The organism is Pseudoalteromonas sp. DL2-H2.2 (assembly GCF_021532535.1).
Lineage (GTDB): Bacteria > Pseudomonadota > Gammaproteobacteria > Enterobacterales > Alteromonadaceae > Pseudoalteromonas > Pseudoalteromonas rubra_A.
The window spans coordinates 19,366-40,173 of the sequence record NZ_JAKGBD010000008.1 but is presented as its reverse complement, the minus strand read 5'-3'; the positions used below and the strand labels follow the sequence as shown (position 1 = coordinate 40,173).

19 protein-coding genes are annotated in these 20,808 nt (G+C 49.1%); 13 read left to right on the top strand and 6 right to left on the bottom strand.

Annotated elements, in window-relative coordinates; all coding sequences use genetic code 11:
• Window positions 1-1,380 (bottom strand): pyridoxal phosphate-dependent decarboxylase family protein, encoded by a 1,380-nt coding sequence (locus L1285_RS14460; protein ID WP_235412916.1) that lies wholly within the window; start codon window positions 1,378-1,380, stop codon window positions 1-3.
• A gap of 87 nt (window positions 1,381-1,467) precedes the next feature.
• On the opposite strand from L1285_RS14460, the gene L1285_RS14455 reads away from it, so the two are divergent.
• Entirely contained in the window at window positions 1,468-2,898 is a 1,431-nt protein-coding gene (locus L1285_RS14455) for an aminotransferase-like domain-containing protein (protein WP_235412915.1), read from the top strand.
• 34 nt (window positions 2,899-2,932) lie between these two features.
• Window positions 2,933-3,580 carry a hypothetical protein gene (locus L1285_RS14450; protein ID WP_235412914.1) on the top strand — a complete coding sequence of 216 codons (648 nt, stop codon included), beginning with the start codon at window positions 2,933-2,935 and terminating at the stop codon, window positions 3,578-3,580.
• Window positions 3,581-3,746: 166 nt separating this feature from the next.
• Here L1285_RS14450 and L1285_RS14445 read toward each other — a convergent pair whose 3' ends face one another.
• A complete protein-coding gene (locus L1285_RS14445; RefSeq protein WP_046004717.1) occupies window positions 3,747-4,367 on the bottom strand; it encodes a LysE family translocator in 621 nt (206 codons plus the stop codon).
• Between the two features lie 153 nt (window positions 4,368-4,520).
• Between L1285_RS14445 and L1285_RS14440 the strand changes: the two genes are divergently transcribed.
• The 6 genes from L1285_RS14440 to L1285_RS14415 all read left to right on the top strand — a co-directional run bounded on the left by L1285_RS14440 (window position 4,521) and on the right by L1285_RS14415 (window position 10,768).
• Window positions 4,521-4,838, top strand: a complete 318-nt coding sequence (locus tag L1285_RS14440) for a hypothetical protein (RefSeq protein ID WP_235412913.1) — start codon at window positions 4,521-4,523, stop codon at window positions 4,836-4,838.
• A gap of 56 nt (window positions 4,839-4,894) precedes the next feature.
• Window positions 4,895-5,605, top strand: a complete 711-nt coding sequence (locus L1285_RS14435) for a helix-turn-helix transcriptional regulator (protein ID WP_235412912.1) — start codon at window positions 4,895-4,897, stop codon at window positions 5,603-5,605.
• A gap of 259 nt (window positions 5,606-5,864) precedes the next feature.
• Entirely contained in the window at window positions 5,865-8,300 is a 2,436-nt protein-coding gene (locus L1285_RS14430; RefSeq protein WP_235412911.1) for a TonB-dependent receptor, read from the top strand.
• A 171-nt stretch (window positions 8,301-8,471) separates the two neighbouring features.
• Entirely contained in the window at window positions 8,472-9,098 is a 627-nt protein-coding gene (locus L1285_RS14425) for a hypothetical protein (protein ID WP_235412910.1), read from the top strand.
• A gap of 134 nt (window positions 9,099-9,232) precedes the next feature.
• Window positions 9,233-9,970, top strand: a complete 738-nt coding sequence (locus tag L1285_RS14420) for a substrate-binding periplasmic protein (protein ID WP_235412909.1) — start codon at window positions 9,233-9,235, stop codon at window positions 9,968-9,970.
• An 18-nt stretch (window positions 9,971-9,988) separates the two neighbouring features.
• Window positions 9,989-10,768: a substrate-binding periplasmic protein gene (locus tag L1285_RS14415; RefSeq protein ID WP_235412908.1), complete on the top strand. Its 780-nt coding sequence runs from the start codon at window positions 9,989-9,991 to the stop codon at window positions 10,766-10,768.
• On the opposite strand, the gene L1285_RS14410 is transcribed toward L1285_RS14415, so the two are convergent.
• Window positions 10,765-11,085, bottom strand: a complete 321-nt coding sequence (locus L1285_RS14410; RefSeq protein ID WP_442960504.1) for a GAF domain-containing protein — start codon at window positions 11,083-11,085, stop codon at window positions 10,765-10,767. The genes L1285_RS14415 and L1285_RS14410 overlap by 4 nt on opposite strands.
• Before the next feature lie 104 nt (window positions 11,086-11,189).
• Between L1285_RS14410 and L1285_RS14405 the strand changes: the two genes are divergently transcribed.
• The 5 genes from L1285_RS14405 (at window position 11,190) to L1285_RS14385 (ending at window position 16,011) form a co-directional block, all read left to right on the top strand.
• Window positions 11,190-11,432 (top strand): EAL domain-containing protein, encoded by a 243-nt coding sequence (locus L1285_RS14405; protein WP_235412907.1) that lies wholly within the window; start codon window positions 11,190-11,192, stop codon window positions 11,430-11,432.
• Between the two features lie 46 nt (window positions 11,433-11,478).
• Window positions 11,479-11,838: a response regulator gene (locus L1285_RS14400; RefSeq protein WP_046004703.1), complete on the top strand. Its 360-nt coding sequence runs from the start codon at window positions 11,479-11,481 to the stop codon at window positions 11,836-11,838.
• Between the two features lie 47 nt (window positions 11,839-11,885).
• Window positions 11,886-13,106, top strand: coding sequence for a response regulator (locus tag L1285_RS14395; protein ID WP_235412906.1), 1,221 nt, complete (start codon window positions 11,886-11,888; stop codon window positions 13,104-13,106).
• A gap of 83 nt (window positions 13,107-13,189) precedes the next feature.
• Window positions 13,190-15,343, top strand: coding sequence for a DUF6351 family protein (locus tag L1285_RS14390; protein ID WP_235412905.1), 2,154 nt, complete (start codon window positions 13,190-13,192; stop codon window positions 15,341-15,343).
• Between the two features lie 314 nt (window positions 15,344-15,657).
• The gene (locus L1285_RS14385) at window positions 15,658-16,011 is read left to right on the top strand and encodes a gamma-glutamylcyclotransferase family protein (protein WP_235412904.1); all 354 of its coding nucleotides are present in this window, start codon (window positions 15,658-15,660) and stop codon (window positions 16,009-16,011) included.
• Between the two features lie 38 nt (window positions 16,012-16,049).
• Here the strand turns inward: L1285_RS14385 and L1285_RS14380 are convergent, their stop codons facing one another.
• The 3 genes from L1285_RS14380 to L1285_RS14370 all read right to left on the bottom strand — a co-directional run bounded on the left by L1285_RS14380 (window position 16,050) and on the right by L1285_RS14370 (window position 20,805).
• The gene (locus L1285_RS14380; protein WP_235412903.1) at window positions 16,050-17,108 is read right to left on the bottom strand and encodes a hypothetical protein; all 1,059 of its coding nucleotides are present in this window, start codon (window positions 17,106-17,108) and stop codon (window positions 16,050-16,052) included.
• A 139-nt stretch (window positions 17,109-17,247) separates the two neighbouring features.
• Entirely contained in the window at window positions 17,248-19,488 is a 2,241-nt protein-coding gene (locus L1285_RS14375; RefSeq protein WP_235412902.1) for a M14 family zinc carboxypeptidase, read from the bottom strand.
• A gap of 312 nt (window positions 19,489-19,800) precedes the next feature.
• Window positions 19,801-20,805 carry an alpha/beta hydrolase family protein gene (locus L1285_RS14370; RefSeq protein WP_235412901.1) on the bottom strand — a complete coding sequence of 335 codons (1,005 nt, stop codon included), beginning with the start codon at window positions 20,803-20,805 and terminating at the stop codon, window positions 19,801-19,803.
• Between the last annotated feature and the right edge of the window lie 3 nt (window positions 20,806-20,808).

Below are 20,808 nucleotides of genomic sequence, written 5' to 3'. Positions count from 1 at the left end.
TTAGTTTGCTAACCTGAATAGCTCAGAGATTGCTAACTCGACATCCCGTTGTTCAGTACGCCAGTTGCTAAATGCGCACCGTATCACAGGGCTCCCCTGCCACCTGCCCGGCGTCATAAACACCTGACCTGACTCGTTTAACTGTGCCAACAGAGCCTCTGTATCATGGGCATTTGCTGCGCTGGCCGAGAATACAACCACATTCAGCTCACAGGCTTTCACCAGTTCATAGGCTGGTGAGGCGTCAATCCAGTTAGCCAAAGTCGCAGCCTGTGCCACATTACGTTGGATCTGTGCCTTGATACCTTGTTTGCCATAAGCGAGCAAAGTAGCCCAGACAGGCAACGCTCTGAAGCGTCTTGAGTTTTCAATCCCCAAAGACATAAAAGGAAACGCCTCTTCAGTATTTGCCAAATAAGGCGCATCCACATTGCAGGTTGCAAACAAAGTATGCGGATGGCGAGTTAAAAATACGCCACAGTCATAGGGCACATTGAGCCATTTGTGACAATCAAGCGTGATGCTATCTGCCAGCTCTATACCCTGGGTTTTACCTTGCGGACCCGCCAGCAGCCGTTCAAAAATACCAAATGCGCCGTCGACATGTAACCAGGCCTGATGCTGGCGGCACAGTTGTGCCACCCGGACTAGGTCGTCGTAATCTGTGCCGGTCACCGTTGCCGCGCTGGCGATAACGATTTTTCCCGTGCCTCGACAGTCCGCCAGTTTGCGTGCCAGATCAGTGGTATCCATGGCTTCAATGTTGGGTTCACAGGCGACCTGCACCCAGCTCTCCTGACCCAAACCCGCCAGTCCAAGCGCCTTGACCATACTCGCATGTGGGGTCGCGGCAAACACGGTATACTCCAATTCCTTGCAACCCACTTTTGCAACATCAATCCCTTGTTTACGGCCAATTTCCTGCCTGGCCGTCATTGCGCCTAATACGTTAGCGGCTGTCGCACCTGTGGTCATCACACCGTCAAATACCGCGGGTAACTCAAATAACTCAGTGATCCACTTAATCGCCTGGCGCTCTACCTGACTGGCAACGGAGTCGCCGCCTTTAGACACGTTCTGGTTGTACAAGGTCACGAGCCAGTCGGCATAGGTGGCAACCGGATTGGCCCCGCCAGTGACAAAGCCCCAGTAGCGCCCCCCATTACTGGCCGACAGTTGTGGGGCGATTTCTGTACTAAAAACTTGCCTGAAGACCTCAAACCCGCCCGGTTGTTCGGTCAGTTCTCGTGGCTGCAAACTAGACGCCGAATTGCTTACTCGGCGGGTATCGAGTGACTCTCTGAAAGCCTGACATTCTTGTTCGAGCGCTGCGAGCAAGTGTTCATAAGTCGGCAACTGCCGGGGTGTGAATGACTGCATAATGACTCCTTTTGACTTTACGCCCCCTACTTTAGCGTGGTAGTAATTAGATAACAGATACAAAAAATGGAAATTTTTAGATAACAGATGGCTAAGCAAGCAAAATATAAAGTACTGGCCGGGCAGTTCATCGGTGCCATCGAAGCGGGCGAGTACCAAAATGGCCAGTCCCTGCCTTCTTTGCGTCAACTTAGTGCGCTCAATCAGGTCAGTATGACCACGGCAATGGCCTGCTATCGCCACCTTGAATCGCTGGGATTTATTACCGCAGATCCGAAACGAGGCTTCTTTGTCAGCCTTGAATACAACCCGGCAGGTGACATCAAGCATGCCCAATTTACGGCAAAAGTCAGTCCTTTACCTGCAACCCCTCCTTCAAGACTCAGATCCGGTTTGGCAACGGCACAGCTAGACCCAGCCCTGATAGACACTCAAACATTACGCGCTTCACTGGCACGCACCATGAGGAGCAACCAGTTGCTGTTCAACTATGGTGATCCCTTGGGTGAAATTTCGTTGCGACAAGCACTTTCCAATCATATGAAAACACAGGGCTTTATCTTAAATGCACAGGACTTGATTATTACTCAGGGCGCTCTGGATGCGGTAAAAACAGCGCTGGAATTGACCACCAAAGAGGGAGACGTCGTTGCTGTTCCCTCGCCATGCTACAGCGGATTGCTTGATATACTCAGTGTTATGGGCAGGTACGTTATGGAGATCCCCAGCAACCTCGATGGCATCGACCTGGTACAGCTCGAACGCGCAATGGCGGGCCAGCAAATTGCGGCCTGCTTGCTCAGCGCCAATTTCCAAAACCCGACAGGGCATTGCCTGAGCATACAACAAAAGCAAGCACTGGCAGACATGGCCCGGCACTATCAAACCCCGGTTATTGAAGACGATGTCTATCGGGAGCTGAGCCACGACAGCACGCCTCCTTTGCCTGTTAAACACTTTGACAAGGATGGTTGGATCCTCTGGTGCAGCAGTATTTCCAAAACACTGGCGCCCGGATTCAGGCTGGGCTGGTGTGCACCGGGACGGTTTTATGACCGCTACAGCGACCTTGTCCGTGTGCGCTCTTTAGGTTGTAACCGGCCACTGCAGCTGGCACTGGCTGACTACATTGGTCGGGGGCATTACACCCGATATCTTAAAAAGCTGAACCGCACGCTTGCGTTGCAGTGCAATCAATACATACAGACACTAACCTCACTGCTGGGTGCCAGTATCCAGCTCAATCGCCCAAAAGGTGGGCTGGTGCTGTGGCTTGAGATGCCGGATATCAACACCAAGCAATTACAAGCACAGTTAAAAAACGAACATATTTACATTCTGTGCGGGGATGCCTTTTCTACCACTGACCTCTACCAGAGCCATGTTCGCCTTAACTTTGGCCAGTGTTTGAGTGCAGAAGTCGAGTCACAGCTTATTCGCTTTGCCCAGGTCATAGAGCACCCCTTGTGTCAAAAACCAGGCGAAAAATACGCTAAAACTGGTACAAAACCTGCTTAAATTTCATACTACGAATTATGCGGTGATTACTATCATGGACTTGACACAGGATGAGCTGGACTATATTCACCAGGTGGTTGAAACGTCTCAGCTAGATTTATTCCAGGCACACACTAATTTGTGCAATGAGCTGAAGGCGTTTACCAGTGATCTGCTTGAAGAGCTGGCTCAGCACGAGGCCAGCTATGCACAAAGTGAGCGCCTGCTCGATACCCATTTTCGCGCCGCCAATATCGTTGACTTCCCGGTTCAACCTTTGCTGGAGTCGAACAATCACAATCAGTGGCATCCGGATCACCAGACGCTGTTGTCCATTATTGACGACCTGCCGCATATCGTCGAAGGGCATGGTATGCCGCGCAGCTGGCGGTTTACCCCTTATCCGTCTGTCCGCCTGTTGCTGAATTTTCCCCGGGCATCATTTCATGTCGATTCTTTGTCACTCACCGGAGCCTGCATCAACACTTTCCCGCTCTACGCGGGTGCATATCAGGATGTGTTTACGCTAAGAGGAGCCAGTCTGATGTTACCCAATGGACATTGCATCCATGTCGACATTGCCTCGGTGGCCAGTCGGGGCGAACACCGACTGGCGCTGAAATTTGACCATTACACCGTCGCCAGTCCGACCCTGAAGGTCTATGTGGTCAGCAATTATGTTCGCCTGCACGGCTGGCAATAATGCTTATACCAATTTGCTTAATTAAGTGTTCTATTTTGAGGCGAGAAAATATGTTCGATAACCAGGCAAAGATTTTGCTATTTAGTTGTTCTAAATGAGAAATTTTTAACACAGTTAGCGTCATATTTGCTCCGTCAAATTGAACAGGTATTAAGTGAAATTGGTATTAGATGGTTTGATAAACAACCCGGGCGGCCAGTAACAAAAAAGCGCAGCCAAGTAGTTTGTCTATCACAGCCTGTTTTGCCGTTAAATCGAACCGCTCCCGGGCTGAAGCGGTTACAACAGACACAAAGAAATACCACAACGCATCTATCACCAGTACTGTCATACACATGATCACCGCCGTCTTAAGCGTCAGTGCCTCGGGGTCAATAAACTGCGAGAACAGTGCCAGGAAAAAAATGGCCAGCTTTGGATTGAGAAAGGCAATGGCAAAGCCATCTTTTGCCGCAGCAAAATAGCTTTTAGCATCGTGCTCTTTGGCCACTTCAATACCACTGCTTTTGCTGCTGAGGATTTTGTAACCCATATAGGCAAGGTACGCCGCGCCTGCGTACACCAGTCCCTGATAAACCAAAGGAAACTGCTCAATCAAACTGGCCAGGCCCAGCAGAGACAAGCTGGCATAAATACCCACGCCCAGACCATGAGATAAACTCGCAACAATTCCATGCTGAGCACTGTGATACAGGCTGTAACGTAACACAACCGCCAAACTGGGGCCCGGAGACATGGCCCCAACACAACATATAAACGCCAGACTTAACCAGGCCGTAAATTCCATCACACTTCCCCACACATTAAAAAGCGCATAGTCTAACCGAGCATCCTGAACGGGCCAACGTTTAAATGGGATGCCACCCCATTGCACCCTACTGACACTCCCTGACACCACCACGTGTTTTACTGTCACCAACTTAAACAAGGAGACAAAAACATGAGCACTAACTATGTAGAAATTGCCACTTTCAAACTGGCAGGCGGCGTCACTGAAGCTGACTTTTTAGAGCAAAATGAACACTTTATGGCATATATCAAAGCGCAGACAGGATTGTTGTATCGTTCGGTTTCAAAGCACGCTGACAGTGGTATATACACCGACCTTGTGTACTGGAACACGCTGGATGATGCCAAACGCGTGCAAGCGGCTTTTGAGCATGAGCCAGTCTGTCAGCAGTTCGCTAAGCTTATCGACAAAGATAGCCTGTCATTGGTCCTGACTGAGGTGGTTGCACAAACGCCTTGCAGTGAGTAACCTGACCGGGCGTATGAATGCCGGGATCCTGTCCCGGCGTTTTTTTGGAGACAGTCGTGCACAAATCTGAGCGTTTATTTCAGCTGGTTAATCTGCTTAAAGGGCGGCGTCTGGCCATTACGGCTAAGCAGCTTGCCGAGCGGCTAAACGTATCTGAGCGAACCATCTACCGCGATATTCAGCATCTGCAAAGTTCAGGCGTTCCTATTGAGGGCGAAGCCGGTATTGGATACCTGATAGCGCAATGCGATCTGCCACCTATGATGTTTACCGTGGCGGAGCTGCAATCTTTACTGCTGGGTACACGCATGGCCAGCGCCTGGACCGATCCGGTATTATCGGAGCATGCCAGCAGCGCCATGGCAAAAATTGAGGCAGCGCTGCCCGAGCACCTAAAACAACAACTGGACGACTTTCCTTATGTGGCCGCCAGCTTTGGTCACACCGAAGATCATCAAAGATTCAGCAGCACGCTACGTGAAGCCGTGGTACAAAAACGCCAGGTCCGATTGCATTACAAAGATGCCAAAGAGGCCTACAGTGAGCGTGACATAGAGCCGCTGGGACTGGTGTACTGGGGCGGTAAATGGACCATCATAGGGCATTGTCTTTTACGCAACGATTATCGTGAATTTCGCCTTGACCGGGTGTGTGACATCTCTTTGCTGACACATCCTTTTGAGCTCACGCAAGAAAAGAACCTGCAACACTATATTGCTCTGGTAAAAGCAAAATATGCCGACGAGGCAGACAAGACAAGTCCTTAGCCAGCTTCCTAGGACGAGCTCTGAGCAGGTTGCAGGTGAGTGTAAACAATCATCGGATCTGTGTACTTTTTTTACTCGATTGTTTTTATTTAATAAATTATCAATAATTCATTCTCAGCAGGTAAACCAGATCAAATAATTCGCCACACAAGCAACATTTATTAAACGCAAATGAGAGTTGTTATCATTTAAAATCACTGTTAGTATGCGCTCCCTCTGCAGTCCCGAAGCCGGGTTCCTTAGTTGTATGGAGTGTAAAATGCAATTCTCTCGCTCGAAGAATTCACCAAATATGTTGGCTAATGCCGTTAAAATCGCCCTGCTGGGCGCCGCTGTGAGCAGCCCTGCGGCTTTTGCTCAGAACACTGACGAAAACATCGAACGGATCAGTATTTACAATAAACATAATAAGTTGATCCTGGAATCAGGCACAGCCACTAAATCCAACATGGCCTTAATGCAAACGCCAGCAGCCATTGTCGTGGTTGATAAAGAATTACTCAAAGCACAAAACGCCACAACGCTTCAGGAGGCTCTGCGTAACGTCAGTGGTCTGGGACAAGCTGGTAACAACTATGGCATTGGTGACACGCTTACTGTGCGTGGCCTGGGCGTCAACTACACCTATGATGGCATGTATGGCGGTGCTGACTTAGGCAACAACTTTAACCCTACCCGCTCGATGACTAATGTTGAGAGCATTGAAGTATTAAAAGGCCCGGCAACCGGTTTATACGGTATTGGCGCCGCAGGGGGCGTGGTCAACCTGGTTGAGAAAAAACCTCAGCAACAGGAAGCTTTTGAGATCAGTGCCAAAGCAGGCAGCTGGAACAGCTATGGTATTGGCTTTGATGCCACGGGTGGCCTGAACGATCAGTGGGCCTACCGCCTGGTAACCAACCATGAGCGCAGCGACGGTTATCGCGACCTGCAGTCAGACCGAGACGAAGTGTATGCCAGCCTGAGCTTTGATGTAAACGCCAGCCACAAGCTACTGCTTTCAACCGCTTATATCGACGATGCGCTACAAATCGATTCTATTGGCGATCCAGTCAGAATCATGAACTGGGACAGCACCAGTGGTACGCCTGGTAACCTGAATGGCGCTGATCTGCCAAACGATACCAAAATGGATGACGATGGCAAAAACTATCTGGGTGTACAACTGACAGCGCAGCAACGTGAGCAGCTGGCAGCCTCAATTCAGTCTACCGATGGCCTTAAGCCTTACAACCTGGGCGATGGCAGCCTGATCTCGCCTTTGTCTAAACCAAACGAAGGTGAAGAGCTGCGCATTAAACTGCGTCACGACTGGCACATCAACAACGACTCGACCCTGACACAGCAAGTATTGTGGCGCAGCTATGACTCTGAGTTTGCACGCCAAACCGGTGCATATAACTATGTGTACTGGGAGCGTCGTGGCGTGATTAATGCGGACCCTCGTGCACCGCTGCTTATTGATGGCGAACTGCATCCCTTTGCCGCCCGTCGTCAGGAATACCGCCGTCAGGTTGCTGAAGAACAAACCTGGCAATACTTTGCCGATCTACAACTGGGCTGGAGCCTGGGTGGCGTGATGGGTGAACACCTTGTCAGCGTAAACTATGAAAACCGGGAAATGGCACTGAAGAGCTGGTCAGCTTACGATGCCGACAGTGCCAAAGGCGACAACGCAATCCCGTATATTCTGGATATTCGCAACCCGAACTGGGCTACCGGCGATATCATGGATTATGACCCGTCACTGCGCAGCAACTATGACAAGTCGCTGGATGCCTATGGGATCAGCTTCCAGGAAGTCTTGTATCTGACAGATCAGCTAACCGTGCGTGCCGGTCTTGCCTATTCTGCCATTGAGCAGGCTTATCAGCACAAAGGCAGCGACCGTGCGCCAGAAGCCAGCAAAGAGCTGGATTCAGATGACTCAGGTATGACCTATAATTTTGGTGTTAACTATCAGGTTCATCCGCAACTGTCTGCGTTTGTTAATGTCGCCAAAGGCCGCACGGCTTACAGTATTCTAGGTTCGCTATCCGATGAGACGGCTTCGCCAAACCGTCCAGATTCTGAGTCAGAGTCACTGGACCTGGGGATCCGCTTCACGGCGCTGGACGAAGACTTACTGGGTTCAATCGTTTGGTTTGAGACCAGCCGTACTAACCTGCGTTATACCAACCCGCTGTATAATGATGACCCTAAAGATCCTGAGTACAACGTGAGTGTTACTCAATACTTCTACGACGATGAAGATGAATCAAAGGGTGTTGAAGTCGACCTGAACCTGGCACTGGCCGAGTCGGTTGATCTAAACCTTAACGCCACCTGGCAGGACGCGATTGAGATCCGTGCCCAGGAGCGCTCAGAGCAGAAGAAAGGTGTACCAGAAAAAATGGCCAGCGCCTGGGTTAACTACCAGTTGCCAGCCACGGTTATGGAAAACCTGACCCTTAGCCTGGGTGTGAACTATGTGGATGAGCGTACCGTTAATTCGGCCTCTTTCGGCCTGCCAACAGCGACCATTGACAGCTACACACGCTGGGATGCTGCGGCGCGCTATCAGGGTGACAAGTACCAGATCCAGCTCAATATTGAGAACCTGACGGATGAGCGTTATTACAGCAAAGCCCTTTTCCTTGGCGGCCTGCCAGGCAACGAGCGCAACGTTAAGCTGTCGGTAAACTATCAGTTCTAACGCAAAAGGTCCGTAGTCCGATAACCGGGTACCAACGGATTAACAAAACACAAAAGCGAAGTAGGTCCGCCCACTTCGCTTTTTTATTACCAGATTTGTAATCCCGTCCTGAGAATAAATTTAGGTACATTCTTTGCTTAAATATTGCCAACTGTGCAAAGGAATTACCAAATGAAAATTAACGCGACTCCCCCTCAAAGCGCCTTTTCTGCCAATCAGTATGCCGCACACAATGCAGCACAACTGGATAAACAGGCGCACTTTATGCAGCAACTAAATGGTGCCATGGATGCAGCCGGGCGATCACAACCAGACAATGAAGTTGCGGTTTCTGTTGGGGTGGATTATCACAGTATTTCTGAACAGGCCAGAAACTACTATCAGATAGCCAGAGACAACGCATACAAACGCGTCGATTTAAGCCAGCCAGAAAAACAGCAGCAGATCCAGTTCTACCAGGAAACCATGAGCGAAATCATGGAGATGCCAATCGAGGTTAAAGTAGAGCCTCACGAAGTCAATGAAGCCTTGCTGTTCAATAACCTCGGCATTGACTTTCTGGCCTATAAAGAGCTCAAAGTCCGAATTGAAATGCTCGACCTGACAGAACAAGAAATAACTGATGATAAATCGCTTGAGACCCATGAAAAAGACAAGCTGAAAGACAAAATTGATGAACTCAAAGCCAAACTGGAAGCGGCCATCGACGAACTGCTTGGCGACAGCCAGGATAAGCCACCAGAAACCGACCCGAGCGGCACACCCAGCGACGTGTTTTCGCTCTATCAGACTCCTTAGGTAAGCAGCCGCACTGATTGATCCGATACCAGAGCATCAGGCAGTGCAATCACGCTCAGCGTACTATACTGAAATCATGTCGATTTACAGCTCTGTGCCGACCCAAGCTCGGCCTGATTGTGAGGTAGGTTGCAATGCATCAGTTAGTACGTTTGGCTGCCCTGTATCCACTGATAAGCTTTGGGGCAACCTATGATACGCCCAATCTCGACTGGGTGACCGAAGATTATCCGCCATTTAACTATCACATAAATGGTGAGATAGAAGGCTTATCTATTCGCATTTTAGAGCGCATTTACCAGGACCTGGGCTGGACGCTGGACAGAAGAAACATCATGCTGGTGCCCTGGCCCAGAGCCTATCGCATGGCCATGACTTCGCCTAAAACCTGTATATTTTCCATTACCTATACACAGGAGCGGGCGCAGTTATTTCAATTTATTGGCCCTTCGCTTGATAACCAGGTGGCCATCATGGGCCATAAAGAAAACGACTACGAAGTTTCAGACCTCAGGGACCTGAAAAACTACAAAATTGGCGTGGTTAAAAACGACATCGGCCACCAGCTATTGCGCCAGTCCAATGTGCCACAAGACAACCTTGTTTTTCTGGCCTCCGGGTTTGAGCTGGTACAAATGCTCAAACTAAAACGCATTGACTTAATCGCCTATGGCGATATTATTGCGCGTTTTCAGTTCAAACGGGCTGGCATAGACCCGGCGCACTACCGCGTCATTTTGCCCCTGTCTCGCTCCTATCTGGGCTTTGCCTGTAACAAGCAGGTTGATACACAGTGGGTGCACAGTATGAACCAGGCACTGCGGCGTTTACGTCGAAATGAGCCGTCGCTGTTTTCGCCTCAATCATATTAACGCTTTTCAGAGGAGCCAATGACGCGTTTTTATTTGCTTTTCATTTTAGCATGCTGTGCAACGCTGGCAGAGTTATCATTAAGCGCACGGGCACAGGCATCACAACCTGAGCCAAGGACAACCTCAGAGCCCATCACCGTCTGCTTTGAGCGCTGGCGTCCGTTCAGCTATACCGATAGCGGTGGGGTTGCGCGCGGCCAGGAAGTGGATCTGATCAGAGCCGCTGCCCGGTCAATGGGTCGCACCGTAGAGTTCAATGAACTCCCTTTTAAACGCTGCGTTGCTAGCGTTAAGTATGGCAGTACGGATTTTTCACTCCATGTGGATAAAACGGACGGACTAGCCATTTTTTCAGACTCGGCAACATTCTGGCAGCTGAGCCTGGCGGTGTCTGCTACCCGGTTTCAGAGCAGCGATGATTTCAGACACCTGGATACACCCAGGATCATGTTAGCAACGGAATACCCTTACCCGAAAGCGGTATATCAAAAACTCGAAGCACTGAATGCCAGGTTAGTCAGACGCTCTTATTATGAAGAAAACGACGAGCATGCAAAAACCTTCTTTAACATCCTCTCCACAGCACGTGTCGATGCCATACTGGTAGATAAGTTATGGGCAGAGCATATCGTCAATCGGTTCAGGCTCCCGGTGGTGATATTGGCGCAGGACTTTCACAGCGAGCCGCAGTATATTGGCTACCGTCACAGTAACAGTGAACTTGCCCGGCAACTCGAATCGGCTTTGGCTGCCTTGCCAGACGATTTGGTGACTGAGATTAAAGCGCGTCAGTACTAGCTGAATGTCTGCATGCGGGCCAGTTTGACCAAGCGTTCCACCACATCCGCAGCAACCTGAGTTAATATTGACGCATCGTGGTCATTAAACTCTCTGGGCTCAAAGTCAATCAGGCACAAAGTGCCTATCTGGCTGCCATTAGGGTGCCGCAGAGGGCAGCCCGCGTAAAAGCGGATACTCAGCTCCCCTGTCACCAAAGGGTTATCAAAAAAGCGCTCATCCTTTAGGGCATTATCCACAACAAAGACCTCGTCCTGGCAAATGGCATGGCCACAAAACGAAATGTCCCGGTGTGTTTGCTCTGAGTCCAGCCCCACTTTGGATTTAAACCATTGCCTGTCGCTGTCGACCAGACTGATAAGCGCAATTTAAAGCCCATTACCAACCCAAAGTATCACTGGAATCGCTTAGTGTGATTGGTATGGAAATACTGGCGCGCTGGTATCACCCTTTCGATGGGTTAGTATCTCCCGGCGATTTCATTCCTCAGCTCGAACGCGCCGGTTTATCTGCCGAGCTCTCACTACAACTACTGACACAAACTCTGGCGCTTTACGATACACACTATGAGCAGGTTAAATCGCTGAGTTTCAGCCTAAACCTCAGCGCCGGTGCGCTATACGACATTGAACTGCCAAACCCCTGGCCACCGATGCCTTGTTGAATTGACTTGAGCACAATCTCGACAAGCCGCTGGCGGAGTGGGGAACATGAGCCAAAGTGCCATCCTGATTGATGACAACGCACTGTTTCTGAAGTTACTGAGCAGCCAACTTGCTTCTTTAGGGGTAAGCGTGTCGCTGGCAAGAGACAAACAGGAGCTACTGGCACACCTTGAGTCTAACTGGTACGACTGGGCATTTATCGATGCCCATCTGGAAGATGGCGAGTGCGGGCTTCAGCTGGCTGATGTACTCAAAGAGCAGCAACAAAACCATGAGCGCCCCTGCACTTTGGTAGGTATGTCGGGTGATGAGATCTGTGCCAGTCGCTATGCCAGTGCAGGAATAAGCCAACATTTTGTAAAACCTATCACCCTGCAACAGCTCAGAGCCCTGCTCTGTGTGTAAATGATTTCACAGCGAGGTATAGAACATGTTCCAGGAAGCCGCATACGATGACAGGAAATAGCCCCAATCACGCACAGCGTCGACCTCAGGTCATTATTATTTGCGACAATACCGACGAACTGACCGGTGTAATAGAGATTGTTGAGGCGCACACGGACGCCTATCGCACCGTGTTTCACTGGGAGGAAACGGCGGAACTCATTGTAGAAACCAACCCGCCTATTATTCTTATGGCAAAGAATGATGTTGCCGGCAGTATCGAAATCTACACTGAACTATCTAAACAAGGACTGCTGAATTATCCGCACAAAAACATTTTGCTATGCGAAAACAAAGAATCGGGCATCGTCTTTAAATGTTGTATGAAGGACATTTTCAGCGACTACTTTGTACACAAGCCTATGTACGAAAATTACCGCTTCAGAATGATTTTACACAATGCGCTGAACCAGGTGTCGGGCAGCAATAAAAGCGCTCAGCTACAGGAAGCCCATTTTGGCAAAATCGACGACAAATTGCGGGTATTAATTGACGATGTTGCTCAATACCGGACCAAAACGGAAGATAACTTTGCGCAACCCCGGGATGAAATTGCGCAGCAGCAGGGTCACAATGATGTACAAAAGCAAATGCTTGAACAGCTTAGAGAGCAACATATCAACCCATTAATGGCACAGCTGGAACATCAACTGACGTCCAGCGTAGAGTTACTTAAGTCCCAGCTCAAGGACAAACAAGTTTCTTTAGCGGAGTTATCTGCACTGCTGATTGAAAAGCGCGTTCCCCGCAGTGTATCCGCAGCGCAGATGCAACCTGCCAAAGAAGCACCTGCTACTGCTCCTAAGTCTGTATCAGCTACACAACCTGCAAAACCCGAAGTACCCAAAAAAATGCGCATTCTGGTGGTAGAAGACAACGAAATTTATCGCGAGATGCTGCTCAAAATACTTCGCGAAGAGGACCACATTACAGAGTATGCCACAACGGGTCTTGAAGCGGTTAAGCTGTTGAAGAAGAAAAAGTTTGATATGGTGTTTATGGACTTGTTTATGCCCGAGCTGGATGGCTACAACACCACCAAGAACATACGTACCTTCAAGCACTGCAAAACACTTCCCATCATTGCGCTGTCGACCAATCGCAACAAAGAACTGATCCGTAAATGGGCCAGCTTGGGCCTGATGGGCTATATCACTAAGCCTTCAACCAAGCTGGCCATACTCAAAGCCATCGACAAAGTTCAGGGAAGTTACAACACCGCTCACTGAAATAACAAATAAACAACAATGCACTTGGCACTTTCGCCCTACACTTATTAGTATGAGCGGCGGTTATCACAGCAGAGGTCGTTATGGGCAAAAAAGCAGGCATTGTTGTTCTTGTCACCTTGTTCCTTGGAGCAATCATAGTTGCAGTCTTGCAGTATTACCCTCACCAGGATGAGGCAAGCTCACGACAGATAAACGCGATTGCACAGCCTGACGCTAACCCAATACTGAGCTTTAAACCACACATATCAGCAGTACCCAGACCACCTGAAACCTTTGCGTTTCCTATTGCATTGGGGGAAACTGGACCTGCGACTAACCTCTACTCAGGCCCTAATCAGTACCCTTTTTTTTGTATGACTCAGGAATCGGAACTTGGCCAACCTTTGGTTGATAATCAGCAAGGCCTTGGCATTCCTATATATCAGGGCGATCAAGTGATCGGGTACAGCAAAGATTGTTCACTGCCCTCTCAATTGTTTTATTTCACGCTGACTGAACAAAGCGGTGAATTTTCAGCCATCCGGCTTGATGAAGCAGCCGCCAGAAAACACAACTCATCGCCTTTATTCAGAGTGGAGCAAGGCACCATCAATCGCTTTATTTACACCCTGGTCATGCCCATTTCGAATCAAGAGGTTGGAGAGCGCCATGGTCAGTCCCAATGGAATAAAAAGCTCATTTATCAGTTTAATGGTGGCTCGGGTATTGGTTACCGCCAAGGCCGACAAAAGGCCTCAAGAGTAATGACTCGCCAGGCACAGCAGTTGCTGGATGGCTATGCAGTCGTCAGCTCCAGTGGCAACAAAACCAGTTATACCTACAATATGCTGCTGGCAGAAGACACCGCAAGGCGCGTTAAGCAACAGTTTGTCAGCCTTTACGGCGAGCCTCTTTATACTGTGGGCATTGGCGGCTCAGGGGGAGGTCTGGCGCAATATCTGATTGGTCAAAATAGCACGGGAATATTAGATGGATTGATCCCCCTTTACAGCTACCCGGATATGATCACACAAACAACCTATGCATTAGATTGCGACTTGCTTAATAACTACTTTACTTTTCGCTCAGATAACCCCAAAGCCTGGCGGGACTGGGAGCGCAGGCGGCAAATTGAAGGCCTGAATGCAATCAACGAATTTCCACAAAAGGCTGGTTTTTTACAACCTTTGAATCAACTCATGGCAGGGTTTGCCCCTTCATTTCCGGATGGCAACAGCGAGTGCATTAATGGTTACTTTGGTTTGTCGGCGTTTATCAACAATCCCAGACAAGGCTTTTTACGGCCCTTTTTTTCCGATGACGTAATTGCACAAACACACTGGAGTTACTGGCAGGATCTGAAACATATTTTTGGTACCGACGAGCAAGGTCTTGGCAGAAGCACCTGGGACAATATCGGCGTGCAGTACGGGCTAAATGCGCTGCGCGAGGGCCACATCACCTTCTCTGAATTTATCCACATTAACCATCACATTGGTGGCTGGAAGCCCCAACCCGAGATGCGTCAGGAAGAGATAGCCCTGCCATTGGGTACCCGTATTCCTATCTGGCTTACATTGTGGGGCAATCATAATATCACTAAAGCTTCGGAGGGCCCGGCTCCGAGGCATCAAGGCTCCATACAGGCAATGGAGCAGGCTTATCGCGCCGGTCAGGTCTTCATCGGCAAAGTCGACTTGCCCATTATAGATGCGCGCCATTACCTGGAAAACGAGCTGGACATGCACCACATGTCGGCTTCTTTTTACAGTCGGGTGCGCATAGCACAGCATCAAGGTCACAGTGATAATCATGTCATCTGGGTTGCTCACAAAGATCACAACCCAACGGCAGCGGCCTTTAAGGCAATGGATGACTGGTTACTCGCGATGAAAGATAACCCGCAGTTAAGCGCAGCAGATGCAAGGCCAGAAGCTTTACAGGATACCTGCTTTAATCAGGACGGCAGCATATACGCTGCTGGCTCAGACGTATTTGACGGACAATGGAATAGCAAACCTCAGGGTCAATGCCAGAGCCGCTTTCCCATGTTCAGTACAAGCCGTATTCAGGCCGGTGGAGGCTGGGGCGGCGATATGTTTAAGTGCCCTTTGGTCAGCATTGAAACAGCCATCGACAATGGCTGGTACTTACCATTTGATGCACGTCCTCACCTGGATACGCTTAAGGCAACGTTTCCTCAAGGGGTTTGCAACCATGAAGGACGTGATCTGGGTCGCCCCGGTGACTTATGACGGCGGTTTTGAGCAGGGTGCGTATTTTTCGTTAAATGAATTTAACTCCTTTACAGCAAGGATGCTTTAAATTAATACCAATTTGCTTAATTAAGTGTTCTATTTTGAGGCGAGAAAATATGGTCGATAACACCGCTCACGCGTCCTGCTATCGCTGAGGTACCTACGTCCATGTAGGCAAGGCAAAAATTTTGTTATTTAGCTGTTCTAAATGAGAAATTTTTAACGCCGTTAGCGTCATATTTGCTCCGTCAAATTGGACAGGTATTAAGTGAAATTGGTAAAATTTGCAAACAAAAACGCAAGGAAACCCAATGGAAGCACTTTTTTCCTATGGCACTCTGCAACAGTCCCAGGTGCAGCTCGATACCTTTGGCCGCTTACTCGATGGTGAGGCAGACAGCCTGATTGGCTATCGGCTGGGCCAGGTCAGAATTAGCGATCCCGCGGTCCTTAAAAGCAGCAATAAAGAATACCACCCTATTCTGATCCATACTGCGAATCCGGACGATGAGGTTACAGGCACGGTATTTTTAATCACTCAGCAAGAGCTGCTGCGTGCCGACAGCTACGAGGTTGACGATTACGCCAGGCAGGAGGCAACACTGAGATCCGGAAAAACCTGCTGGATCTATGCCGCCAGCGACAGCGCAACCCTGGTAGATTGAGGGTTAACAGGCCGCACGCCTGCTAACCCCAAATAAATTTACTCGCATGCCTTACCACAGTTGCCAATTGTCACCTGTTTCTGACCAAGGTAGCTTGGGATCCCGTATACGCGATTATAGGCAATAGCGCCGATAAATTGGTTGTTATACAACAAGCCAGGCGTCCAACTGCTGCTACGCCATGTGCCGCTAAGCGCATATTTACTGATCCGATTAGCGCCAGGTGCACTGGCGTTGAACTGGCCTCCCCAGCCGGCAGTGATAGTAGGTGCGCTCTGGTAAACCCCAATGTGTGCAAGGTGTTTGCCATAGCCGTAAGCATCCCGGTTAAGACTGACATTTAAGTTCATACCGGTTGCCAGATTGCCGATGATATTGTCGATATCAATATCCAGATAACGCTCTGCAGCATCCACATTGCCCCGAACACGGCTGTCAGCAAGTATCTCTTGCATACCAAACAGCGCTCCGGGCTGTTGCAGCGCAGCAAACTGTTGCAGGTTTGCCTTAATCAGATCATCTACCGCGCCGGTTGCCGCATCAGATGCGAAGTAGTCAACAAACAGGCTGATCCCGGGCAATGACAATATGCCTCCCGAGCAACTCACATCGACATCACGACCATAATTAATGTCAATCTTTTCCAAAGCGCCCGTGTAGTAATTGTAAGTAACGGTCGGAGTCAGATTTTCAAGGCGAACAGATACTTTAACACTGGGGCACAGCACATCAACGCCGTCAAACTTCACTTTGGTGTAAAGGTCCAGGCTCCCCACTGTTAAGCGGATTTTATAATTATCTGTACCGGTAAAAGTGGCGGATATATTACGGGCGTCAACATCAACTGCATAGATGTATTTAACGGCACTCATATTGCTCAGATCACGGCGAATATCCGACTCTGTTTCTAACTCAAACTGCCTCATGTCTGAAAACAAACTGTCTGCCAGTGAGCCCAGGCTCACAGTACGCACCTTTTGGCTCGCATTGGGGTTACCTGTTGGCTTACTCAGTTTTAGCGTGGTTTCGCCCGCACTGGCCGATTGCAAAGCCATACCTGCAATGACACAAAACGCGATTTGATAAGGATGTTTCATCTACTTTTTCCTTGTTTTTAGTTATTAGCAGACGCCAAAGTAGATGATAAAAAGAACAGCAACACGACAAGAAAGTTAATTATTTGTTTCTATTCATTAGGATAAAAGCGCGCAGGAGCGCGCTTATTCAAAATGCGAGTTACTTATTCTCCGTGACCGTAATAGTCTGCCATACCTCATTAAACTCGTTGTCATTGTCTATCACAACAAGCGCAACGCCATATTCACCGGGCGCGCTAAAGGTGTGCACCGCTTTTTCTGCACCAGGTAAGTATGTCGATTGTTCTCCCATGCGCCAAAGGCGCTGAACAATTTCTCCATCCGGATCAGTGGATGCTGAGGAATCAAACTCACAGGTCAAACCGTTGCACTGGTAGTCAAATTGCGCAACGGGAGGGCGTATACCATCCAATGCCAGCTGGACTGTTTTGGTATCACGGTAACCGTGGCTGTCATCAACCTGTAAAGTAAGCTGATAGTTACCCGCATAGTAATAATCAATCTCGACTTGCTCGCCATGAAACACGGCATAGAAATTGTCGTTTGCTAACACCCACCTGTATGCCAAAGCATCTCGGTCATCCTGGGTAACAGAGCCATTAAAACCACAAATACCTTTACGACAATCCGCTACAAAGTCCGCCACAGGGGCAACAGTGCCTGGTATCGCGCTATTGTCGATTTTCAGGAATTTAGCGTGTTTGGGCCCCCACTGTCCGCTTGCATCTTGCGCACGAAACGTCAGCGTATAACGGCCCTGACGCCAGCGGTGTGTGTCTAATGTGTAGTTAATTGATTCTCTCGCAGTGTCAAACACGCCATCCGCAGCGGGCAATAAAATACGCCGTTTTCCCCGCTTACCCTTTCTCTTAATGGTCAACTCGACTTTTCGAATGGCCTCGCTGGGTGGCAGCTGCCCGGTCAAAGAGCGGCCAAAGATATCATCCGCAACAGTGGCGATTATCTGCACCGGCGTACCAGCGGGTATCGCTTCATTGCCAGCTCCTTGCAATCTCAAATCATCAATTTGTGGCCCGGCTGGCATCTTATACGGCCGCTTTGCAACCTTGGCAGCATAGATCAGAGCATTCAGGTTGTTGGGAAATATCTCCCCCTCAAAGTTGGCACAACTTTCGAAGAAGGCGTTACCCAGCTCAAACGTAAATGATGCAACACCCAGCTGACCATAAGCATACCCATCCGCAGATCCACCCACTTTGAATATCTCTTGGGTCTGAAACGCCAGATAGTCATTGTAAGCCGCCATTCTATGACCCATCATAGATAACTGTTCGCCATTCGGGCTGGGAGTCAGCTCACTCGACCAGGGCCACATTACAAAACGGCTAAAGCTGTGCAGGTCTAAGAAAACGCCTTGTGTATTGAGAGGCGCGGGGTCACTCAACAGATCACCGCGCCGGTCTTTAAACAGGCCTTTAAGATAAGCCTGGATCGCTTGTGTTTCCGGCTCCGACGCAGCGCTGGGTCCGTGATACCTCAGCGCACATTGCTCGTCTGTCGACCCCCCAATGGGAGAGGCCCAGGCAAAGTCGAAATTGCGGTTAAGGTCAACACCTCGCAAGGTGTCATCAAGTGCACAATAGGCCGTGTTGGTGTTTTTACGCCACGATAGCCCTTGCTCCGCCAGTACACGTCCATCTGGGTTGGCAATCAGCAAGATATGGATCTCTCGCTGGTCCATGATCCAGTTGATATCTGCATTGGTCTCGCGGTTCTCAAGCAAATACTGAGCAAACTTCAAGGTGATCGCGCCCGGCGTATACTCACGGGCATGCAACGCTCCTTGCATATAAAGTGCCGGACGCTTGCGCCATTTGTTTTTCTTTTTGTTTTTCAGAACCAAAACGGTTAGGTCATGCCCCCCCAGCCCCTGACTTTTTTCCCATGATGGTCCTATGTGCTTAAGCTCTACGAAATCCGGATAGGTTTGCGCCAGCGTTTCGGCCATCTGCTGTGTTTCTGCCAGAGTTGGGTAGCACGGAAAGCTTGGTATACCTGATGTCTGACCTGCACTTTGGCTTCGTGCCGTCATGGGTGAGTTTGTTATTGGCGCGCCGTCTGCACGACTAGTGGTGTCGGCTCTTGAAAAAATCAGCGCGCCATTGCCTTGTAGCTTGGCAAACTGGGCTTGATTCAGCGTTAGCACCAGGTAGTTGTCTTTTACGTCTAGCACCGCATCGTGATAGCGAGTCAGGTATTGTACTTTTTGCGCGTCACTTGAGAATGCCAGCTGGTAAGTAGATAAAGTGTGTTCTGTCATAGCCAAAGAGGGTGTACTTGTCTCTTTATGGCCGCTATGTGCGTTGGCCGACAAGCTTATCGCGCCAAACAGGGCAAGTCCCATTACATTTTTTTTCATAGTGTTTCCTTCTTCTTGTTGATGAGTGTATCCCACTGTCCTCAGGCCTCAACTCCGTATAAAAAGTGAAGGCACCCTCAAGTGTAAACATACTGAAATATTAAAAAGCTCATTTATTATACAGTTAACTACAGTGATCTAATCTGGTGCCTGTCGCTTAGGCCCCAAATTGACGTTGAATGATAATGGGAGTAGAGCTCGTCATTTTGTTGGATTTACGGAGCTTTATCAGAATAAAGGGCGATACGAAGAAGAAGGTGAAGAGGCGGGCAAGATTCAAACTTGCCCCTGCTCATGTTGCTTAGGCTGTAACTATAGATGTGTATGAAACCACTCGGAAAGCTCAGCAAAGGCGGCTTGCTCGTTCCGCTCTATGTAATGGTTATCGCCTTTGTAAACAACCAGTTTATTTGGGATTTTTTCTTTTTCCAGCGCTTCGGCAAAGCGCACTGAATTTTCAACTGACACCCGTTTGTCCGAGTCGCCATGGATTAACAAAATCGGCACATTTTTTGGCAGCTCTTTTACCCAATTGATCACTGAGCGTCTGGCCAGCTGTGCGGCTTTGGTAGCGTGATAATTTGGTATTCGCTTGCTGTAGACCTTTTCCATCTCGGGTCGAAACGTCAGCTCTTTGTTTAAATCTACAACCCCAGCTATGGTCGCAACGGCTTTTACGCCTGATATCTGTTTCATTGCCAGATGCGTTTGCATAGCACCCCGGCTGGCACCAAACATCCCCACTCGTTGGGGATCTGCACCATCAAATTGGGAGATAATATCCATCAATGCAATAACGTCATTCACATCCTGGCCACCAAACTCATCAAGGTTTTCTTCTTGCGTGAATGTACCCCGATATTGGCTTCCCACAATCACAAACCCCTCTTTGGCCAGTGGAAATAGGTTAGCCATCATACTGCCAAAAACGACCGCGCCATAATTACCGTTCCCGCCCCGGTTATAGATTATTACGGGCAACTTTTCATTGACGTGTTTGGGCTTTATAACATACCCGGCAACGTCGCGACCGTCGACATGATAGGTAAAAGTCTGACATGACAGGGTTTGCTTGAACTCATTGAAGTTGGCTTTCGGAAACCGAGCAGTAAAACCACTCAGTCGCTTTTTCACTTTGTGCGAGTCTAAGCCCCTTGCTGTCAATCTCTTTTCCATAAACCCTACCCAGCTGGCGTAATCTGAAAACGCCCCTCTAAAGCAATTGCTAACATGCTCAATATTCTGCTGTTTGGGTTGCTGTGCACTCACGGCAGATGTCATTAATAAGCCGAGCGTTATACAAACCAGTTTATACACAAT

Coding starts and splice junctions, on each gene's coding strand:
- L1285_RS14415 (WP_235412908.1), top strand. CDS start 9,989: ATGACGCGTTTTTATTTGCTTTTCATTTTAGCATGCTGTGCAACGCTG.
- L1285_RS14455 (WP_235412915.1), top strand. CDS start 1,468: ATGGCTAAGCAAGCAAAATATAAAGTACTGGCCGGGCAGTTCATCGGT.
- L1285_RS14440 (WP_235412913.1), top strand. CDS start 4,521: ATGAGCACTAACTATGTAGAAATTGCCACTTTCAAACTGGCAGGCGGC.
- L1285_RS14430 (WP_235412911.1), top strand. CDS start 5,865: ATGCAATTCTCTCGCTCGAAGAATTCACCAAATATGTTGGCTAATGCC.
- L1285_RS14405 (WP_235412907.1), top strand. CDS start 11,190: ATGGAAATACTGGCGCGCTGGTATCACCCTTTCGATGGGTTAGTATCT.
- L1285_RS14450 (WP_235412914.1), top strand. CDS start 2,933: ATGGACTTGACACAGGATGAGCTGGACTATATTCACCAGGTGGTTGAA.
- L1285_RS14420 (WP_235412909.1), top strand. CDS start 9,233: ATGCATCAGTTAGTACGTTTGGCTGCCCTGTATCCACTGATAAGCTTT.
- L1285_RS14460 (WP_235412916.1), bottom strand. CDS start 1,380: ATGCAGTCATTCACACCCCGGCAGTTGCCGACTTATGAACACTTGCTC.
- L1285_RS14445 (WP_046004717.1), bottom strand. CDS start 4,367: ATGGAATTTACGGCCTGGTTAAGTCTGGCGTTTATATGTTGTGTTGGG.
- L1285_RS14395 (WP_235412906.1), top strand. CDS start 11,886: ATGACAGGAAATAGCCCCAATCACGCACAGCGTCGACCTCAGGTCATT.
- L1285_RS14425 (WP_235412910.1), top strand. CDS start 8,472: ATGAAAATTAACGCGACTCCCCCTCAAAGCGCCTTTTCTGCCAATCAG.
- L1285_RS14390 (WP_235412905.1), top strand. CDS start 13,190: ATGGGCAAAAAAGCAGGCATTGTTGTTCTTGTCACCTTGTTCCTTGGA.
- L1285_RS14400 (WP_046004703.1), top strand. CDS start 11,479: ATGAGCCAAAGTGCCATCCTGATTGATGACAACGCACTGTTTCTGAAG.
- L1285_RS14375 (WP_235412902.1), bottom strand. CDS start 19,488: ATGAAAAAAAATGTAATGGGACTTGCCCTGTTTGGCGCGATAAGCTTG.
- L1285_RS14385 (WP_235412904.1), top strand. CDS start 15,658: ATGGAAGCACTTTTTTCCTATGGCACTCTGCAACAGTCCCAGGTGCAG.
- L1285_RS14380 (WP_235412903.1), bottom strand. CDS start 17,108: ATGAAACATCCTTATCAAATCGCGTTTTGTGTCATTGCAGGTATGGCT.